Here is a 19,590-nt window from a genome sequence, read left to right as displayed (position 1 = left end):
GCATCTATATTCTGGATAAAATAAACACGTCGGCCGTTGCAGCTTAACGAGGCTTAAACAGAAATTTCCCCAATGTGACCAATATTACCGCAGAAACAATCACCGCTAATGCACACCATTCAGTAGTTGATAAACTTTCACCGGCAAAGCCAATACCGAGCAACACCGCAACAACCGGGTTCACATAGGCATAACTGGTGGCGACCGCCGGGCGCACATTTTTTAGCAAGAACATATAAGCGCTAATGGCGAGCATTGAGCCGAAAACAATCAGGTAAAGTAACGAGAGAATGCCACCCATGGTCGGCATTTGTTCCAGTTGTTCACCACTTAGCGTACTGGCAAGTAACAACACCACACCTGCAACCAGCATCTGTGCGGCACCGGACATGGCACCACTGGGGAGCGCCAGCCGTGAAGCCCAGACCGAGCCAAATGCCCAACTGGCTGAGGCCAATAATATCAACATTGCCCCCACCGGATTACCTAATAAGTTGCTACCAGTATTGAGCAAGATGATACCTACCAACCCGAGAGCAATCCCAGACCATTCCAGTTTTGTGTTACGCATCCCCCATAACATACTGAAACACAAAGTGAATAGTGGAACAGTCGCCACCATGACGGCGGCAATCCCTGAGGGAACATGTTGATGTTCGGCGATGGTAACCAGCCCATTACCGATAGCCAATAATAAGATACCTATCGCACTGGCGCCCAGCCATTGGCGGAATGTGGGCAGGGCGTGACCACGAATGGCTAAAAAGCTGAACAGCAATACACCCGCAATCAGGTAACGTAAGCCAGCCATCATCAATGGGGGCCAGCTCTCTACCCCGATACGTATGACCAGGTAAGTCGAACCCCAAACGAAGTATAAAGTGAAAAGTGAACCAACCAGCAACCACAGATTACGGCTATTTTGCTTAAGCATAATTATTCAATAAAAAAGGGAGCGGTGAAACATCGAGGTATCAGTAAACATGAGAATAGCTGCCATTAGCAAAGGTTTTTATCATTTTTTTACGTTTTAATTTTTCGTCTGAAATTTACGCAAAAACAGTGAGTTATTCTTGAATATAATAACTGATGAGTTAATAAACAACTGATAGTTTCAGTGCTTCCCATGCAAGCTAAGGTTGCTTCAGGCATGATGCATAAAATCCGATACTTATATTGTTAATTATTAGATAAGGTGAATTACTTATGACATCAACAGCTTTGCCAATCACTCGCCGGTTTGATTTTCGAACACTAAATCCGGTGCGGAGATACGCCGGGTTGATGGTGCTATTTATTTTGCTCGCAATCCCGTTTGCCGATGCAGCGCAGAGTAATTCGCTAAACAGTGACTATGCTTTTTTGTCTGCCAGTGAATTGCAGCATAACCAGCAGAGTATTGCGCAAAATCAGGCGCCAAAGGAGACCATACGGGCTTACCAGCAGTTATTACAGCAGGCGGATAAAGCGCTGCAACGGCCCGATCAAAGTGTCACAGACAAGAGTATTGTGCCGCCCAGTGGTTCGAAACATGATTATCTCAGTCTTAGTGCCTACTGGTGGCCTGATAGCCAAAAAAGTGATGGGTTACCTTGGATGCGCAAAGATGGGCAGATAAATCCGGCCAGTAAAAATGCGGATAGCGACGGGGTGCGTCTGGCTGATTTTACCGCTCAGGTACAGGCGTTGACGCTGGCCTGGTATTTTTCTGGCCAGCAGAAATATGCTGATAAAGCGATTAGCATGATTCGAACCTGGTTTATCAACCCGCAAACGCGCATGAACCCGAACCTCGATTATGCTCAGGGCGTGCCGGGTATTGCTGCGGGACGTAGCACTGGTATTTTGGATGGACGCTACTTTGCCACTCGTATTGTCGATTCACTGATTATGTTGCGGCAGAATAAACGTTGGACGGCGCAAGATGAAAAGCAGATGCAACAGTGGATGACGGAATACTTACACTGGCTACAGCACAGCCCGGCAGGTAAAAAAGAGGCGGCGGCGCAGAATAATCACGGTAACTGGTACACAGTCCAGGTGGCTGGAATTGCCTGGTATTTGCAACAACCACAACGGGTTACCGAGATGGCTGAATTATTGAAAACCAAACTGGATACTCAACTCGCTGCGGAAGGCTCGCAACCCCTGGAATTGGCGCGGACCCGTTCTTTTCATTACAGTTATTTCAGTTTGCAGGCGGCGACGCTGATGGCGCAGTTGGCGGATAAAGTGCAAATCGACTTGTGGCGTTATCAAACACCGAATGGCAGTAGTTTGATTAAAGCGCTTGATTTTATGGCTCCCTATTCTGATGAACAGACAAAGTGGCCCTATCGCAGTCTTGATCACATGGGAGTGCGGTTGGTACCACTGATGGTTCAGGCAGATAAAGCGCTAGGCGAGAATCGCTATCAGCGGTGGATCAAACAAGCCGACTTTACTGTTATGCCGAGCAAGGAAGGGGCGAAGCGCAAAGGGGCGGTAACTGAAGCGCGGCGAGATATCTGGTTATTGGCCGTGACTACTCAGCAAAGTGAATAGTTAATTAGAGTATAAATAACAAAAAAAGCCGGGAGTTATCCCGGCGTAATAACAGGTAATAAATTCACAATGAAGCATTCAAACAGTAAATTAATGAGGGTCATACTAAGGCGAAAAATTTAGAACTGATAAACCAAACCAACCGCAACAACGTTGTCAGTATTAAGTTTCAGTTTATTATCATCACTCAACTGGTTAATTTTATAATCAACATAGGTGGACATGTTTTTATTGAAGTAATAAGACGCACCGATATCAACATATTTAACCAGATCAGTATCACCGATCCCTTCGATATCTTTCCCTTTAGATTGAACATACGCCAGCGATGGTTTCAAACCGAAATCAAATAAATATTGTGCCACTAATTCTACGTTTTGAGTTTTATTAGCAAAACCACTTACACCAGTTGACACATTATTAATGGTTGCCGTACCTGAGATAGGGGTCATATTACGGGTTTCAGCATAGGTTGCGGCCAAATAAACACCGTTGTCATCATATTTCAGACCCGTTGTCCAAGCATCAGCTTTATCGCCTTTACCAAAGTTGCCGTTCTTCTGCGCCGTAGTTCGGTTAGAAGAAGCATATGCAGCAGCCACGCTCACGCCAGCACCAATTTCATAACTGGAAGACAAACCGAAACCGTCGCCATTTTGTTTGGTGGCATCTGCGCGGCCGTTATTGCTATCGGCTTCGCTGCCATTTTTGCCTTGGTATTGTAGCGAGAATTTCAGCCCATCAACCAGACCGAAGAAATCAGTGTTGCGATAAGTAGCCACACCGGTAGTACGACCGGTCATGAAGTTATCGGTTCTGGTGTAGCTGTCGTTACCGAACTCAGGCAACATATCGGTCCAGGCTGCCACGTCATATAACACACCGTAGTTACGGCCATAATCGATTGAACCTAATTTGCCGTAACGTAAACCAGCAAAAGCTAAACGTGTCTTATTGTCTTTTGTTTCCTGGCTTTCTGCGTAGTTAGCGGCAATGTTATATTCCCACTGGCCATAACCGGACAGTTGGTCAGTAATTTGGGTGGCACCTTTAAAACCAAAACGCACGTAAGATTTATCGCCGTCACTTTTATTATTATCAGAAAAGTAATGCAGTGCTTTGACTTTTCCATATAAATCAAGTTTATTACCGTCTTTGTTATAAATTTCTGCTGCATGTGACGTAGTGGCAACTAATAAAGCCGGTACCAGGATTGCCAGAAGATTACGTTTCATATTTTTGCCCTGTTTCTCTTATTTAAAAAGACGCGAGTAGAAGATTTTTTTGCTGTATTCAATATCTATCTGAATTCGGCCAGCGCAGAATTTTTACCGCATCTGTGTGATATATTTATGACAAATCATAAATAACTGCGACATTGCGTAAATTTCATCACGCGGTGATTTGCCAGGTCAGAGGATTTCAGCTACTACGGCGGTGCTTTCGGGCTGACGCCAGCGTTGTGGTGTGGGACAATAGGGCAACACTCAGTTTAGATAAGATATGCATGGCGTTGTCCCCGGCAGTAAAAGAACAAATCAGTCAGTGGTATAAGGCTCTCCAGCAGCAGATCCCGGATTTTATCTCCCGGGCACCGCAGCGCCAGATGATCGCCGAAGTGGCGAAAACGCTGGCCGGTGATGCTGGCCGTCATTTGGCTATTGAGGCGCCGACCGGTGTTGGCAAAACGCTGTCTTATCTGATCCCTGGCATTGCAGTCAGCCGAGCAGAAAGCAAACCATTGGTGGTGAGCACCGCTAATGTGGCGTTACAGGATCAGATTTACAGTAAAGACTTGCCGCTATTGAAGAAAATTATTCCCGACCTTAAATTTACCGGTGCTTTCGGGCGTGGGCGATATGTGTGTCCACGTAATCTGGCGGCTATGTGTACGGATGTTTCTGGCCAAGGGGATTTATCGCTGTTTCTCGGCGATGAATTGGCCCCCGCCAATGGTGAGGAACAAGCAACTTGTCTGACGCTGTCTAAGCTACTGAGCAGCCATGTCTGGGACGGGCTGCGTGACCATCATCAGTTGGCGCTTAGTGATAGCCTGTGGACTAAATTGAGTACCGATAAGGCGAATTGCCTTGGGCGTAACTGCCATTATTATCGTGAGTGTCCGTTCTTTATTGCGCGCAAAGAAATCGAAAGTGCCGATGTTGTGGTTGCCAACCATGCATTAGTGATGGCTGCATTGGAAACTGAATCGGTGCTACCCAATCCGAAAGAATTACTGTTGGTATTGGATGAAGGCCACCATTTGCCTGATGTAGCGCGCGATGCGCTAGAAATTGAAGGTGAGATCACCGCGTTCTTTGCCAATATGCAGTTGGATATGATTGTGCGGCTGGTGGATCAATGCATGGTGCAATACCGGCCTAAAAATCCGCCTGGTTTAGCGAATCCAGAGCGCTTGAAAGACCATTGCGAGCAGTTGCGCGAGCTGATGTTGAGTGTGGAACAACAAGTCAGTCAACTGCTTCCTGCCGATGCCAATCCGGCGGTGTACCGTTTTGAAATGGGTGAGTTACCGGGGAGTTTGACAGAAGATTGCGCCAAATTATTCAAACTGACCGATGCTTTGCGCGGTTTGGTCGAATTTGTACTGAACGATTTGAGTGAGCAAACCGGTAAGCACGATATTGTGCGTCTGCATCGCGCCATCCTGCAAATGAGCCGTACACTGGGTTATCTGGAGGCCATGAGCAAACTTTGGCGGCTTGCGGCAATGGAAAAAGCCTCGAATGCGCCGATATCCAAATGGGTAACCCGTGATTATCGCGAGAATCAAACGCACCTCTATTTCCACTGTGTTGGCATCCGTGTCAGTGACCAGCTAGATAAAATGTTATGGCGCAAAGTCCCCCATGTGATTGTGACTTCAGCGACATTACGTTCACTCAACAGCTTTGCCCGCTTGCAGGAGCTCAGTGGCCTGAGTGAGAAGGCCGGCGACCGGTTTGAAACACTGTCATCCCCGTTTAACCATATTGAACAGGGGAAGTTGATTATTCCCAAAATGCGCTTCGAGCCAACTATGGCCCATGAAGCTGAACATCTGGCTGAAATGGCGCAATTTTTCCGTGCGCAGCAGGCCAGTGGGCGGCATAAAGGAATGTTGATTTTGTTCAGTAGTCATCGGGCGATGCAAACCTTTCTCAGCCATGTGACCGATCTGCGTTTGATGCTGTTGGTGCAGGGGGACCAACCCCGTTACCGACTGGTGGAAGAGCACCGTAAGCGGGTCAATAACGGTACTGCCAGTGTATTGATTGGTCTGCAATCATTTGCTGAAGGGTTGGATTTGAAAGGTGAATTGTTGACCCAGGTTCATATTCACAAAATTTCGTTCCCACCGATTGATAGCCCGGTGATTCTCACTGAAGGGGAGTGGCTGAAGTCGTTAAAACGTTATCCGTTTGAAGTGCAAAGTTTGCCAAGTGCCTCGTTTAATCTGATCCAACAGGTTGGTCGTTTGATTCGTAGTAATCAATGCCACGGTGAGATCGTTATTTACGATCGGCGTTTATTGACTAAGGGTTATGGTTCACGATTGTTGGCGGCACTACCGGTCTTCCCAATTGAACAACCGGAGATGCCGGCGGAGGTGATTATGCCGGCTGCGGTAATAAAAGCCCCGGCGAAGGCGGCGGTAAAAAGAGGGCGGCGGAAACGGACTGTTTTATAAGTATGTTTTCTTTATTCATTAAAACGATATGTTTTCGCGAAGACCAAAACACTCGGTATTCTGTTGAGATAAAAGGCCGGCATCACCGGCCTTAACCTTTAGTTAAACAGTCGGAGTACGTGATCTAGAATTAACGAAGACAATGTAAAGTCTGGATCGGCGAAAGTAACCCCCTGAGCGCCCAAATGAGAGAACAAAGGCAATGTTAGTGCTGGTAGCACGCATAAAAGCAGCCCGTTAATACCACTGGCGATAAGTGCTCCACGGAACCCCCCCGTCGCATTGCCAAAAATAGCGGCTGCACCGCCGGTAATAAAACTGGCCATAATGCCTGGTACGATAATGGGCAATCCAATAAATGGGAAGATAAGGATACAAACCAGCTCGACGGAAAAACTCATCAAAAATCCGATTAGTGTCGCATTAGGTGCTTTGGTAAATAGCACCATAACATCAACGGCAGGTACAGAGCCTGGTGCAAATACTCGCGCGAAGCCTTTAAAGGCAGGGACGATTTCAGCGGTAAATAAATTAACTCCAGCCTTAGCTAAATAGAGTCCGCATGTAAAAATAGCCGACTGCTCCAAGATGAAGATAATCACATTTTTATCAGCAGCACCGGCCCCATAAACCAATTTCATTGCATCTGTAATCTGCGGTTGTGTCGCAAAAATACAAGATATCAATAACAAAATTAACATGGTTAATAGTGTGGCAATATTGGGTTCGCGCAGGAAATCAAACTTATTACTGATTTTAATGTTTTCAGTATCAGAGTTTTTATTACCGAACCATTTCCCCATGTAAGATCCTATTACGTAAGAGGAAATTGCGGCATGGGAAATAGCATACTCATTTGAACCAATGATTTCACGACTGAATCGGCTAAGAATATAGGGTGATACGGCCATATAAAAACCAATAATAATTGTGGCGATAATAACTATTGGATAATGGCTGTAGCCCAGTTGCATAAGCACGGCAGTCAATGCAAAAGCCATAAATAAAACAAGGTGTAATGATAAATAGATAAATTTGAACCGGGTAAATCTTGCCAACAGAATGTTGAGTATCATAGAAAATAGCAGAATAAGTGCTGCTGTTGCACCAATTTTATCAATTGTTGCCGCCATGATAGCTTCATTACTGGGTACGACACCGACAATATTAAATGCACTGGAAAATAGTGTGCTGAATGCCGTAAGTACCTTCATTAAAATACTGCCACCGACTTTTATCATCGTAAACCCGATAAAAGAGAGGAAAGTACCGGTAATTAAACGAGAAACAGATGCTTTTTGAAAGAGTAAACCTAAAAATGCCACAATGGCAATTATTACTGCTGGCGTTTTTACTAAACTAAGCAATATATCCAACTTACCACCTCACCCCGAAGATATGCATATCGTAAAATATGTTTTTATTAACATTTTTATGACAAATGATGTTGTCACAAATAAAGTATCCCTTTAATGCTAAAAGTTATTCGAGCTGCGCATCACATATTTAAAACATAATTCCATTTTATATGGAGTGCTATTTTAATTTTGTTTTTATTGTGTTCTGAATTTGTTGTGAAAATGCATATAAATACAGTGAAAACTGTTTTCATCTGAAATCTTTTTCTATGCGTATAAATCCAATGACTAAGATTATATAAGCCGCTGGTGAGCTGACTCTAACAAGTCATGCCTGGCAGTACCTCCGGTGTAAATTGCTGGTTATTGGTTAGCGGCAACGTTAACTGTTATCGACATGTTTAGCAGGCAGGGGTAAAGCAGAATGAAACAGCTAATGGCAGAGTTTATTGGCACTTTCTGGCTGGTGTTAGGCGGGTGTGGTAGCGCAGTATTGGCTGCAATGTTCCCGGTGGCGGGTATTGGATTTTTGGGGGTGGCATTGGCGTTCGGGCTGACTGTCGTCACGATGGCGTATGCACTGGGGCATGTCTCAGGTGCGCATTTTAACCCGGCAGTGTCACTCGGTTTATGGGTGGGTGGGCGTTTCTCTGGCGCACAATTAGTGCCTTATATTGTAGCGCAAGTGCTGGGGGGGCTGGCCGGGGCCGCCATTTTGTATTTAATCGCCAGTGGCAAAGCCGGGTTTGATGTTAGTGCCGGGTTCGCCAGTAATGGTTTTGGTGTTCGCTCGCCGGGGGGATATAACTTACAAGCGGTACTGGTGGCTGAAGTGGTTCTTACCATGGGGTTTGTGATGGTTATCATGGGGGCGACCGATAAACCTTCTCATGCAATTGCAGCGCCGTTGGCTATTGGGCTATGTCTTACACTGATCCATTTAATCAGTATTCCAGTGGATAATACTTCGGTAAATCCTGCACGTAGTACCGCTGTGGCTATTTTTGCCGGTGGAATAGCATTGCAGCAGTTATGGGTATTCTGGCTGGCCCCGTTGGTAGGAGGAGCCTTAGGTGGCGCTATTTATCGGGTATTGTTTAGCCCACCGGAAGAGTTAAACAAACCACTGTAGTTTGCCTGTCACTGCCGCAAGTTGTTCTGGCAGTGGCGGGTTTCACCCGCTAGCCTACCATCAGTACGACTCATCTCTATTAGCCGCACAGTTCTAATTATTTTGGGTATCGATATCACTATTAGTGATAAAGTTTCAGCAATAAGTTACCTGATTTATGTTTAACCGCGACGGACAGGGGAAATGCCGCACCATGGATTACAGTAAAATTATTAAAGAGATTGGGCGCGGTAAGAATCATGCGCGTGATCTGGAAAAGTTTACCGCTTATGAACTGTATAAAGTCATGTTGGCAGGGCAGGTCCCCGAGTTGGAGCTAGGGGGGATCCTGATAGCCTTTCGTATTAAAGGTGAATCCGAACAGGAGATTCTGGGCTTTTATCAGGCGATGCAAGAACAGGTGATGCCACTACGCGCGCCAATGGATTATCCACTCCCCGTGGTGATCCCAAGTTATAATGGTGCACGCAAACAGGCTAATCTGACCCCGTTATTGGCATTATTACTTTCACGCCTAGGGTTACCGGTGGTGGTACACGGCGTGACTGAGGACAGCAGCCGGGTAACCAGTGCCGAGATTTTCCAGCAACTGAATATTCCGTGGTCACTTGATGCCGCTGAAGCCCAACAACGGCTTGATAGCGGGTTGCCGGTATTTATCCCTGTATCAGCATTATCGACTCAATTAGACCAACAATTACAGTTACGCTGGCGGATGGGGGTTAGAAATAGCAGTCACACATTGGCGAAACTGGCAACACCGTTTATTCACGATAATGCATTGCGTCTTGCCAGTGTTTCGCACCCAGAATATATGCAAAAAGTCGGCGGCTTCTTTCAGGCGATCGGCGCACCGGCACTGCTACAGCAAGGGACCGAAGGGGAGGTTTATGCTAACCCATCGCGTTGCCCACCAATTCATTACATCAATGGGGGGGAACAGCAAATTTTACTGGATCGCCAGTTAGAGCAGGGCGAACTGGTGTTACCCTCGTCGAAAGATGCCGCCATAACGGCCCGCTGGATTGAAGGTTGTTTGGCTGGTGAATGGCCTATTCCTGATGCTATCCAAAAACAGTTAGCATGTTGTCTGGTGGCAGTCGGGCGGGCTGATACCCTCGAGCATGCGCTGCAACAGATTGAGACTATGTGAGTTTTTGCGCGAGCAACGGGGTAAAGTGGTATCAGAGAGTGGCACTGAACTAAGCCCATTTATTCTGAGTAAATCGTGGTGATGACATCAAATGAAGTCGCCTACCGATAGGATTCGCTTTTATTTTGATGGCAATACCCACCACCCGTTCTGCGGCAATTTATGCTATCTTACGCGCCAGAAAATGCCGATCAGAGAGCCAGACGATGGAAAACAAAAAAATATTCCCCAAAGAAAAAAGCGGATTGCATCCCCGAAATCGTCATCGCTCACGCTATGATTTTGATGCTCTTTCAGTAAGTTGCCCGGAGTTAGTTCCTTTTCTGGCAGCTACCGCCTATGGTGATATTTCTATCGATTTTGCCGATCCTCTGGCGGTCAAAATGCTCAACCGGGCATTGCTGAAGCATTTCTACGGTATTGAATATTGGGATATTCCAGCTGACTTTTTATGCCCACCGATCCCAGGTCGTGCTGACTATGTGCACCATCTGGCCGATTTATTGGCCAGTTGTAATGACGGGGTTATCCCGCAGGGTAGAAATATTGCGCTGCTGGATATTGGCGTCGGTGCCAACTGTATTTATCCGATTATTGGTCAGCGGGAATACGGCTGGCGTTTTACCGGGACTGACATTGATCCGCAAGCACTCAGTGCGGCAAAAATGGTGGTGTCAATGAACCCGACGCTGAAAAACACCTTGCGACTTAAACAGCAAAAAGACTCACAAGCTATTTTCGACGGTATTCTGGCGGTGAATGAACGTTACGATGCCACACTATGTAATCCGCCGTTCCATGCCTCCGCAGAAGAGGCCGCAGCAACCACGCGTCGCAAGTTGCACAAACTGGGTAAAAGTGAAGTTGCCGCTAAACCAGTACAAAACTTTGGCGGGAAAAATAGCGAATTGTGGTGTGAAGGTGGAGAAGAAGGGTTCGTTAGTCGCATGGTGGCAGAGAGCGCAACTAAGGCGCAAAACTGTTTTTGGTTCACTTCATTGATCTCGAAGAAGACCACCTTACCGGCAATCTATCATGCCCTGCGCTATGCCAACGCCGTTGAGGTCCGCACCATTGATATGGCACAAGGGCAAAAAGTCAGCCGGTTTGTGGCATGGACGTTCCTGACGCCGGAGCAGCAGGCGGCGTGGAAAGTTGAACGTTGGTAATACCCTTCGTCCTTGACGCCGCAGGGGTGTTGGCTGCGCGCACTTACCCGAATCACTGACTTGAGTCAGCTCATCGGGGTGCGTTTACTGGCCGCCTACCTGCAACGTCAATGACTTTGGGTATGTCCTTCTTCGTCCTTGACGCCGCAGGGGTGTTGGCTGCGCGCACTTACCCCAATCACTGACTTGAGTCTGTAATATCTATGGGCAATATTCTATTATAGGGATATTGCTCTATTTCCCACGGTTTTATTTCCCTCTCATTGCACTAACAGCAAACCCCCATATTTTCGTCTATGCTAATTAAGATAAATCTTAGTCAGGCGCTATAGCTGACAAATCTTGCTTATATTGTGATGATTTTTTCTTTTTGATTTTATTAACTCAGCTACCTCATCGTCCAGGGTGAAGAATAAAACTTACACCTGCCCTCTTTCACGGGGCAGGGGTTTTATTGTGCAAATAGGTTGATAGCCACATGACTTATTTGCTGCTTAATCATTCGCCATAAGGACTCAATTTATGTTGTTCAATTTCAGCTCATCTCAGGCATCCCCTCGTGCCGAACTGACATCGATTGATAGTGCTGTCCCGATGATTATTTTCAAGCCAGATGGTACGGTAAAACACGCTAATACATTATTTTTACAAGTAATGGGATACCAACAGGATGAGGTGGTCGGCAAACATCATAAACTGTTCTGTGACCCACAATATGTACTCACTGATGCCTACCGCCGCCACTGGCAACTGCTCAATGAAGGGCGACCGATTACCGATAATATTAAGCGTATCCGCAAGGATGGCAGCATTGTTTGGTTGCAGGGAACCTATACACCGGTACTCGATAGTAGTGGAAATGTGATTGAAATTATTAAGCTCGCCAGTGATGTGACCGAGCGTATTTTGCAATCTCAGGAACACCAGAGTTTGCTAAAAGCACTTAACCGTTCAATGGGGATGATCACTTTCACACCACAAGGCATTATTTTGGATGCCAACGAGAATCTGCTGAAGGTTATTGGTTATTCACTGGCAGATATTCAACATAAATCTCATCAGATACTCTGCACACCAGAATTTGCACATAGCGATGAATACTACCAGCACTGGCAGCGGTTAGCCCATGGTGAGTTTATTATTGGCCGTTTTGAGCGTCTTAATAGACATGGCAAACGGGTATGGCTGGAGGCCAGTTATAACCCGATTATGGATAACGAGGGACAAGTGATTAAAGTGGTGAAGATTGCTCAGGATATTACACAATTGATGTTGCAGCAGGAGCATGAGGAGAACCTGATCCGCGATGTGCACTATTTATCATTAACCACCGACCGTTCAGCGTCACAAGGGGCTGAGATTGTTCAACAGGCTGTTCGTGGTATGCAAGAGGTTGAGTCTATTGCACGCGAAACCTCTGATGTGGTCAGTGATTTGGGCCGCTGCTCACAAGAGATTGGTACCATGGTGGAAGCGATTCGTAAAATATCGTCTCAAACCAATCTATTAGCGATCAATGCCTCGATTGAAGCGGCTCATGCCGGTGAGCATGGCAAGGGTTTCTCGGTGGTGGCAAGTGAGGTCCGTTTATTGGCGGACCAGTCACGCAAGGCAGCGACTGAAATCGAGCAGATGACAAAGAGCATACAAAATGGGGTGATGGCGGCTATCAAGGGTATGGGGACTTGTGTCGAACAAGCGGGGGGCGGGGTGACGCTGACCCAAGATGCCGGTGAGGTTATTAATCAGGTCAATATTGGGATGCAGGATGTGGTGAAACTCATGACCGCATTTGCTCAGGTCAAGAATCAACAAGCGCCGGTATGATTGGCCTATCAGCATAAAAAAATCTGGCGGGGATCATCAAGATGCCCGCCAGAGGTATTTTAGGGTAATGTCAGCCTGCGCCTCAGGAAACGTGTTGGAGGAATTCCCGTAAACGCTCACTTGGCGGATTTGAGATAAGGCTATCCGGGTTGCCATCCTCAGCGACCCGACCTTTATCAATGAAGATAAGACGCGATGCCACTTTCTGGGCAAAACCCACTTCATGGGTGACGATGACCATGGTCATGCCTTCTTCGGCCAAGTCCTTCATTACCGTCAATACTTCGTGACGTAATTCTGGATCCAGTGCCGAGGTCGGCTCATCAAACAACATCAACTTGGGTTTTACCGCCAGCGCACGAGCGATAGCGACACGCTGCTGTTGGCCACCCGATAGCTCTGCGGGAAAATGATGTGCGCGTTCTGCCAATCCAACTTTGGTTAACAACTCCATAGCGAGTTTGTTGGCTGCTTCTTTAGAAGCACCACGAACGCGAATCGGACCAAAGGCGACGTTTTCCAAGGCCGTCAGGTGGGGGAACAGATAAAACTGTTGGAACACCATGCCAGCTTCCTGACGGATCAGGCGCTCATCGACTTTGGGGTCATTGACATTCAGACCATCGACAATCAACTCACCACTGGTGATAACTTCCAGCTTATTGATACAACGCAGCAGGGTGGACTTACCCGAGCCGGAAGGGCCAATAATAACCACCACTTCACCCTTGGTGATATTCAAATTGATGTCGTGAAGCACTTGGGTTTTACCAAAGTGTTTAGAGACGTTTTTGAATTCAATCATATTATTTTCAGCTTTCTTTCTAACCGGCGCAGAACGAAGCTCAGAGCCAAGGTGATAATCAGGTAGATCACCGCCACCGCACTCCATATCTCCATGGCGCGGAAGTTGCCGGCAATAATTTCCTGACCCTGACGAGTCAGTTCTGCTACGCCAATCACGATAAACAGTGAGGTGTCTTTAATACTGACGATCCACTGGTTACCGAGTGGTGGCAGCATACGGCGCAGAGCCAAAGGGGCTATTACGTAACGCAAGGTATCGCGTTTGGATAAGCCGAGAGCCAGACCGGCCTCGCGAAATCCATTGTGGATTGACAGCACCGCACCACGGGTAATTTCTGCGATGTAAGCCCCTGAGTTAATAATAATGGTCACAACGGCTGCTGAGAAAGGATCGATGCGCACCGGCATCATCATCGGCAACGCAAAGTAGATAAACATCACCTGCACCACAATCGGCGTGCCACGGATCAGTTCAATAAAGACTAATGCGATATTTCTGCTCAGCCAACCGCCATAAGCGCGGGCAAACCCTGCTATAACCCCAATAATCAGGCCGCCAAGCAACCCCAGGACCGAGATCCATAGGGTTAACTTGGCGCCTTCAAGCAGGATTGGGATGGCGGGCCAAATAGCGCTCCATTCAAACTGCATGGATATTCTCCTGGTCTAAAAACGGCAAAAATGAATTACTTAGGTTCTACGCCGAACCATTTTTTATAGATTGCAGCGTAAGTGCCGTCTTCTTTCAGAGATTTCAGAGCAACGTTAACTTTGTCACGCAGGTCACTGCCTTGTGGGAATGCAACACCATATTGCTGAGCTTTGATAGATTCACCCACCGCTTTGAACTGGCCATTGCCGGCAGTTTTGATGAAGTAAAGGATGTTTGGCGTGTCATGCAAAACGGCATCAGCGCGGCCAGTACCTAACTCCAAATAGGCGTTATCGATATTCGGGAATTGGCGCAGGTCTTTGGTTTTGATGTTGGCTTTAGCATAATCGACAGAACCGGTGCCGCTTTTTACTGCCAACACTTTACCTTTCAGATCAGCTTCGCCTTTGATGTCATTGTTGTCAGCTTTTACCATCACCAGCAGGCCGCTGTTGTAGTAGCCATCAGAGAAATCAACGACTTTTTTACGTTCGTCGGTAATAGTGATACCGGCTAGTGCCAGATCCACGTTCTTGGTTTGCAGTGCTGGAATGATACCGCTGAAATCCATTGGTTTCAGGGTGTATTTCAAATCCAGTTTCTTCGCGATGGCATCCCACAAGTCGATATCAAAACCGACATATTTATCCCCTTGTTTGAATTCAAAAGGGACGAACGCGGTGTCGGTAGCAACGATCAATTCTTTTTCTGCGGCGTGAGAACTAACAGCAAAGGCCAGCGTAAGTGCGACCAATGAAACTTTGACAAGTGACTTCATAAGTGGGAGTTCCTTTGTACTTTTGTGGATGGAGATCCGTTTTTTATATTTCAGATAGCAATATGAAAAGATCGTGCCAGAAATGCAAGTTATTTAAAAATAACGAAATTATTCTAAGTGATTAGCATGTAATTACTTAGCTGACATTGTTTGCACCATCATGACTCACCAAAATAGTGCGTTAATATCATTTTGGTGCAACTAATCCATTATTTACTTATTATTAACTAGTTCGTTAATAATGTACAATCGATAATCAACACCAATGTAACAATATTGTTAACTATCTCCGATTTTTGTTCGATAATGGTGCAATAAGGGGGATGAAGGGGAGGGATTGCTATCTGAGTTGGCTATCTTTACTGCCACGGCGGTTATATCCGGCATGGCTGGCCTGATGCTTGTCTAATTGATTCTGGCAGTTCAGGCAATATTTTACCCCCGCTAGAACTTTACGCCGTGCTTCTGGAATGGCTTGACCACATTCAAGGCAATATAGCTCACTTTCACCACTGCCAAGCGCCTGTCTTGCGCGTTGCACCGCATCTTCAACGGTGGAGTCAATTTGATCTTGTACTGCGCCGTCGCCGGCCCATCCACTTGCCATATGACCTCCGTGCGTAGGGCCGGATAACCGGCCCTGTACCCATCTTCGTTAAAATTGCAGGTGTATTGGCTATTCTCATTACCCGGTCTATCTTCCTGCCATTTTACGATCTATTGGGTATCATACTGAGGATTACTCAATATTTGACTCGATAAACCACAGGAATTTATCCAGATCACGTGATGCGGCAGTAAACATATCAGCACTGTCTTCATCTTCTACTTCTGAAATTGCCTTACGAATATCATTAGCAACCACGGCGTAGCGATCTGCCAGCGCTTTAAGATGTTCTTGCACACTATGGATATTGGTTGGGTAACTTTTCAGCGGTGTTTTATCATTAATGACTTGTGTGGTTCCGAGCGCGACACCACCGAGTTGTACGGCTCGTTCTGCGAAGGTATCTAGGTGATCAGTGAGGGCTGTGCGGAAGCCATCCAGCATTTCATGCACCGCGATAAAGTTGGCACCGCGCATATTCCAGTGAGCCTGTTTGGTCATCAGCGACAGATCAATAAACTGAATAACCATACGGTTTAATACTTTCACTGTGTCAACTTTGACATGTTCTTCAACATCGTTGCGAGTGTAGAGCAGTTCGGAAGATTTTGTTTTTACCAGTTTTGCTGTACTCATAATAGGTATCCCTTTATTGAGTTGATTACCAATTTCTTCACCGCAATAAGTATAACAAAGATATTTAAGTTTGTAGGGTAGATTCGGCCTATCAATTAAATAGTTGATAGTGGTGTTTATTTGTAAATGTAATTTATTGTTTCTTTTTAATAATATTATCATCGCGGTGTTTATGGCTAATTGAAAATAACTATTGCTGTGATTTGTATGGTTTTTATGAGGCCAATATCCATTTGGATGCTTTCAATAATATTTAATGCCACGGATGAGGCGAAGGTATTATTAATTAATAGCTTGGCGAACATGAGTAATATATATAATGCGATGAATAGTTCCATACCGGAACGAATCAGCAGGTATGCCAGTCAATAAATTCAACCAGCATACCCGGTATGACTACTGAGCGTGGGCAACAATAAACAAGCGGGGGAATGCCAACAAACGGCGACCATCGGCCTGTTGCGGATAGGCCACATCAATGATTGCCAGATAGTCTTGCAAAAAATCCAATCGCATTGCTTCAGAGAGCGGTTCAAGAAAAGGCCGTAAACCTGTGGCTCGCAGCCAATCGACGATGGCTTGCGCTGAAGGCATCGGGTGGTAATAGGTAGTGCGCCAAATATCTATCCGCTCTGCATTGGGGGCCAGTAAGCCATAATACTGATTGGCTGACAGAACCTTCGCCCGTATTGCCCCCGCCTCTTGTAGTGTTTGCTGCCATGGACCGTTTTCTGCAACTTCACGCATAGCTCGATGGCTGGGCTCCTCCAGATTATCTGGCATCTGGACCGCAAGTATGCCGTGGGTAGCCAACTTGGAGAACAAATAGGGAAAGAGTTGCTGATGATCGGTTAGCCATTGTAACGATGCGTTAGCATAAATAAGATCTTGTGGCTCAGCGGGTTGCCACTGGCGAATATCCGCTTCAAGAAATGCACATGCCGGCAGGCGCTGTTGCGCACTGGCCAACATCGCCACCGAGTTATCAATCCCAACCAGCTGCGCCTGCGGAAAACGCTGGTGCAGCAATTGGGTAGAGTTGCCTGGCCCACAACCTAAATCGCTGATGCGCTATGGCTGGGTAGTGCTGATATGTGCGAGCAAATCACCGGCAGGGCGGGTACGTTCTGCTTCAAATTGGCGGTATAAATCAGGATCCCAGTCTTGCATGCATAACCTCCGGTAGAAAAAGATCAGTAATGCGGATAAGTGATAGCCGCTGACGCGTGCATATTTATCTATTATAGATTCTGCAATGGCCCGCTAAACAGCACCGCACCGGTTGGCTGGCCAGTGGGCGAGCCGCCGTGAGGCTCCAGACTGATTGCTAATAACGAATTCGCCATTAACTGGTTTTCAGTCAGAGTCAGTTGTGTTGGCCCATGGGTATTGAGTAACCCCAGTGAGTGTGGTTTTTCACCCGCCGGAATACTCCATAATTCAAGGCTATTACGCTCACTGACTACCACGGGGTTAAGGGGAGTTAATGTCAGGCTACGAGTCGATTTCTCCAGACTGACCACCCATTGACCACTTTGCTGACTATTGGAGAGCACGGCCACCGGGACGGATGTTGGTGGCTCTACCAATAAACGTGGGATCACCAGGACTGCGGCCAGTGCGGCGGCGACAGCCCACCCCAAATAAGACCAACGATTACGTTTGATATGGCGCAGGTTGATTGGTGGTAACTCTAACTCCAGCCGCTTCCATACGCGTTCAGGAGGCTCCAGCGGGGCCAATTGATTATCCAGTTGGGTAAACAGACGCTGCCAACTGGCAACATCTGCCGCCAACTGTGGGTCACGACGGAATCGGCGTTCAAAATGCAGCCGGGCAAGTCCGCGCAGGGTTCCCAGCGCATATTCAGCGGCCAATGCTGAGTCATATTCGCGTCTGTTTTTCATAAGCCTACGCAGCCCTTCAAGTGATCGAGTGCACGACGTATCCAGCTTTTTATCGTACCAAGTGGTTGTTGTAGATGAGTAGAGATCTCCCCATGAGAAAGCCCCTGATAATAAGCCAACATAATACTTTGTCGTTGCTCAACCGGCAGATGTGCCAAACAGTCTGCCAATTGTTTAGCTTCACTGTCTTGCTGCAATTGAGCCAGAGGCGTCAGTGTGTCATCGGTCAAATAATCGGTTTGGTCATCGTTCAACGTTTGCAGACGATTATCACTGCCGCGCATCAAATCGATGGCCCGATTACGCACAATATGGGTCAACCAGGTTAATGGGGCACTGAGTTGCGCATTGTAATTATCGGCCCGATGCCAGACGGTGAGGAAACAGTCGTGCAAAACCTCCTCTGCCCGAGCAGGGTTGCGCAGCATTCTTAAGGCGACCGCGAATAGTCTGGGGGAAGTGAGCCGGTATAGTTTTTCAAACGCGGACTGATCACCTTGAGCAATGGCATCGATCAGCCCGATTTGTTGTTCCAGTGAGTATTCATTCATGCGCCAATCCCTAAAAAAGCCGTCAGGTGCAGTGAGACACTGCACCCAGTATAGACGGGTTTTATTTAGGCATCAGAACAGTATCAATCACATCGATCACGCCATTTTTCTGTTGTACATCATAGGTGCTGATATTGGCGATGTTCCCTTTTCCATCTTTAAGCTGAATGTTATGTGGCCCGTTGTTCATAATCCATAGTGATTGGCCATTGACAGTTTTCAGCTCGGCAGTACCCCCTCCGGCTTTAATTTTACTTTCTAACTGTTTCATATCGTAGTTCCCGGCCACCACGTGATAGGTCAAGATTTGGGTGAGCATGGCTTTATTTTCTGGTTTGACCAGACTTTCAACTGTACCGGCGGGCAATTTTGCAAACGCGGCATTGGTGGGCGCGAACAGGGTAAATGGCCCAGGGCCTTGCAGGGTATCAACCAACCCCGCAGCTTTAACCGCAGCGACTAAGGTCGTGTGATCTTTTGAGTTAACCGCATTCTCGATAATATTTTTACTCGGCAACATCGAAGCACCACCTACCATAACAGTTTCGGACATCATGGCGGCCATAGAGACAGTACTGAACAGTAAGGAAGCACAGATAGCAGAACGAAGAAGCGTTTTCATAATGTATTCCTTTTAGGACGGTTGAGGTGAAGTCTTGCCTCACATCTACCTATACGAATCAGCCTGGTGTTTTGGATGCAAAAAAAAGGAAAATAATTAATAAAAAACGCCAACCCGTGCAGTGCTGGGCTGGCGTTTGATAAATAACAATAGGAT

General features: G+C 46.7%; 17 protein-coding genes and 1 pseudogene. 6 read left to right on the top strand and 12 right to left on the bottom strand.

Annotated features, from left to right (window positions below; translation table 11 throughout):
* Positions 1-43: 43 nt before the first annotated feature.
* On the bottom strand, positions 44-934 hold the full coding sequence (yedA, locus tag V2A84_RS11890) for a drug/metabolite exporter YedA (RefSeq protein WP_083159458.1): 891 nt from the start codon (positions 932-934) through the stop codon (positions 44-46).
* Between the two features lie 272 nt (positions 935-1,206).
* Between yedA and V2A84_RS11885 the strand changes: the two genes are divergently transcribed.
* Positions 1,207-2,544 (top strand): alginate lyase family protein, encoded by a 1,338-nt coding sequence (locus V2A84_RS11885; protein ID WP_442821095.1) that lies wholly within the window; start codon positions 1,207-1,209, stop codon positions 2,542-2,544.
* A gap of 119 nt (positions 2,545-2,663) precedes the next feature.
* Here V2A84_RS11885 and ompF2 read toward each other — a convergent pair whose 3' ends face one another.
* The gene (gene ompF2 / locus V2A84_RS11880; protein ID WP_372558412.1) at positions 2,664-3,779 is read right to left on the bottom strand and encodes a porin OmpF2; all 1,116 of its coding nucleotides are present in this window, start codon (positions 3,777-3,779) and stop codon (positions 2,664-2,666) included.
* Positions 3,780-4,051: 272 nt separating this feature from the next.
* On the opposite strand from ompF2, the gene dinG reads away from it, so the two are divergent.
* On the top strand, positions 4,052-6,235 hold the full coding sequence (dinG, locus tag V2A84_RS11875; protein ID WP_083159452.1) for an ATP-dependent DNA helicase DinG: 2,184 nt from the start codon (positions 4,052-4,054) through the stop codon (positions 6,233-6,235).
* A 98-nt stretch (positions 6,236-6,333) separates the two neighbouring features.
* On the opposite strand, the gene V2A84_RS11870 is transcribed toward dinG, so the two are convergent.
* Positions 6,334-7,611 carry a PTS ascorbate transporter subunit IIC gene (locus V2A84_RS11870; RefSeq protein WP_083159450.1) on the bottom strand — a complete coding sequence of 426 codons (1,278 nt, stop codon included), beginning with the start codon at positions 7,609-7,611 and terminating at the stop codon, positions 6,334-6,336.
* A gap of 406 nt (positions 7,612-8,017) precedes the next feature.
* Between V2A84_RS11870 and aqpZ the strand changes: the two genes are divergently transcribed.
* From aqpZ to V2A84_RS11850, 4 genes are all read left to right on the top strand, one after another.
* Positions 8,018-8,725 (top strand): aquaporin Z, encoded by a 708-nt coding sequence (aqpZ, locus tag V2A84_RS11865; RefSeq protein ID WP_083159448.1) that lies wholly within the window; start codon positions 8,018-8,020, stop codon positions 8,723-8,725.
* Positions 8,726-8,918: 193 nt separating this feature from the next.
* Entirely contained in the window at positions 8,919-9,878 is a 960-nt protein-coding gene (ybiB, locus tag V2A84_RS11860) for a DNA-binding protein YbiB (protein ID WP_442848871.1), read from the top strand.
* 206 nt (positions 9,879-10,084) lie between these two features.
* The gene (gene rlmF / locus V2A84_RS11855) at positions 10,085-11,047 is read left to right on the top strand and encodes a 23S rRNA (adenine(1618)-N(6))-methyltransferase RlmF (RefSeq protein ID WP_083163791.1); all 963 of its coding nucleotides are present in this window, start codon (positions 10,085-10,087) and stop codon (positions 11,045-11,047) included.
* Between the two features lie 522 nt (positions 11,048-11,569).
* Complete coding sequence (locus V2A84_RS11850) at positions 11,570-12,874, top strand: methyl-accepting chemotaxis protein (RefSeq protein WP_372568889.1); 1,305 nt, start codon at positions 11,570-11,572, stop codon at positions 12,872-12,874.
* An 82-nt stretch (positions 12,875-12,956) separates the two neighbouring features.
* On the opposite strand, the gene glnQ is transcribed toward V2A84_RS11850, so the two are convergent.
* The 9 genes and pseudogenes from glnQ to V2A84_RS11805 form a co-directional block, all read right to left on the bottom strand.
* Positions 12,957-13,679, bottom strand: a complete 723-nt coding sequence (gene glnQ / locus V2A84_RS11845; protein WP_083159444.1) for a glutamine ABC transporter ATP-binding protein GlnQ — start codon at positions 13,677-13,679, stop codon at positions 12,957-12,959.
* Positions 13,676-14,332, bottom strand: a complete 657-nt coding sequence (glnP, locus tag V2A84_RS11840) for a glutamine ABC transporter permease GlnP (RefSeq protein ID WP_004709093.1) — start codon at positions 14,330-14,332, stop codon at positions 13,676-13,678. Before glnP ends, glnQ begins: the two co-directional genes overlap by 4 nt.
* A gap of 35 nt (positions 14,333-14,367) precedes the next feature.
* The gene (gene glnH / locus V2A84_RS11835) at positions 14,368-15,111 is read right to left on the bottom strand and encodes a glutamine ABC transporter substrate-binding protein GlnH (protein ID WP_442848870.1); all 744 of its coding nucleotides are present in this window, start codon (positions 15,109-15,111) and stop codon (positions 14,368-14,370) included.
* 340 nt (positions 15,112-15,451) lie between these two features.
* The gene (locus V2A84_RS11830) at positions 15,452-15,718 is read right to left on the bottom strand and encodes a DksA/TraR family C4-type zinc finger protein (RefSeq protein ID WP_083159440.1); all 267 of its coding nucleotides are present in this window, start codon (positions 15,716-15,718) and stop codon (positions 15,452-15,454) included.
* Positions 15,719-15,850: 132 nt separating this feature from the next.
* The gene (dps, locus tag V2A84_RS11825) at positions 15,851-16,354 is read right to left on the bottom strand and encodes a DNA starvation/stationary phase protection protein Dps (RefSeq protein WP_083159438.1); all 504 of its coding nucleotides are present in this window, start codon (positions 16,352-16,354) and stop codon (positions 15,851-15,853) included.
* 396 nt (positions 16,355-16,750) lie between these two features.
* A pseudogene (gene tam, locus V2A84_RS11820) lies at positions 16,751-17,524 on the bottom strand (trans-aconitate 2-methyltransferase).
* A gap of 71 nt (positions 17,525-17,595) precedes the next feature.
* Positions 17,596-18,261 carry an anti-sigma factor gene (locus tag V2A84_RS11815; protein WP_083159434.1) on the bottom strand — a complete coding sequence of 222 codons (666 nt, stop codon included), beginning with the start codon at positions 18,259-18,261 and terminating at the stop codon, positions 17,596-17,598.
* Positions 18,258-18,812: a sigma-70 family RNA polymerase sigma factor gene (locus V2A84_RS11810; RefSeq protein ID WP_083159432.1), complete on the bottom strand. Its 555-nt coding sequence runs from the start codon at positions 18,810-18,812 to the stop codon at positions 18,258-18,260. The genes V2A84_RS11815 and V2A84_RS11810 overlap by 4 nt, the downstream gene beginning before the upstream one ends.
* Positions 18,813-18,873: 61 nt before the next feature.
* Positions 18,874-19,434: a fasciclin domain-containing protein gene (locus V2A84_RS11805; protein ID WP_083159430.1), complete on the bottom strand. Its 561-nt coding sequence runs from the start codon at positions 19,432-19,434 to the stop codon at positions 18,874-18,876.
* Between the last annotated feature and the right edge of the window lie 156 nt (positions 19,435-19,590).

It is taken from the genome of Yersinia sp. 2553 StPb PI, assembly GCF_052217105.1.
GTDB classification, from domain to species: Bacteria; Pseudomonadota; Gammaproteobacteria; order Enterobacterales; family Enterobacteriaceae; genus Yersinia; species Yersinia enterocolitica_E.
Note: the sequence above shows the minus strand (reverse complement) of the source record. Positions and strands in the feature narration are given on the sequence as shown.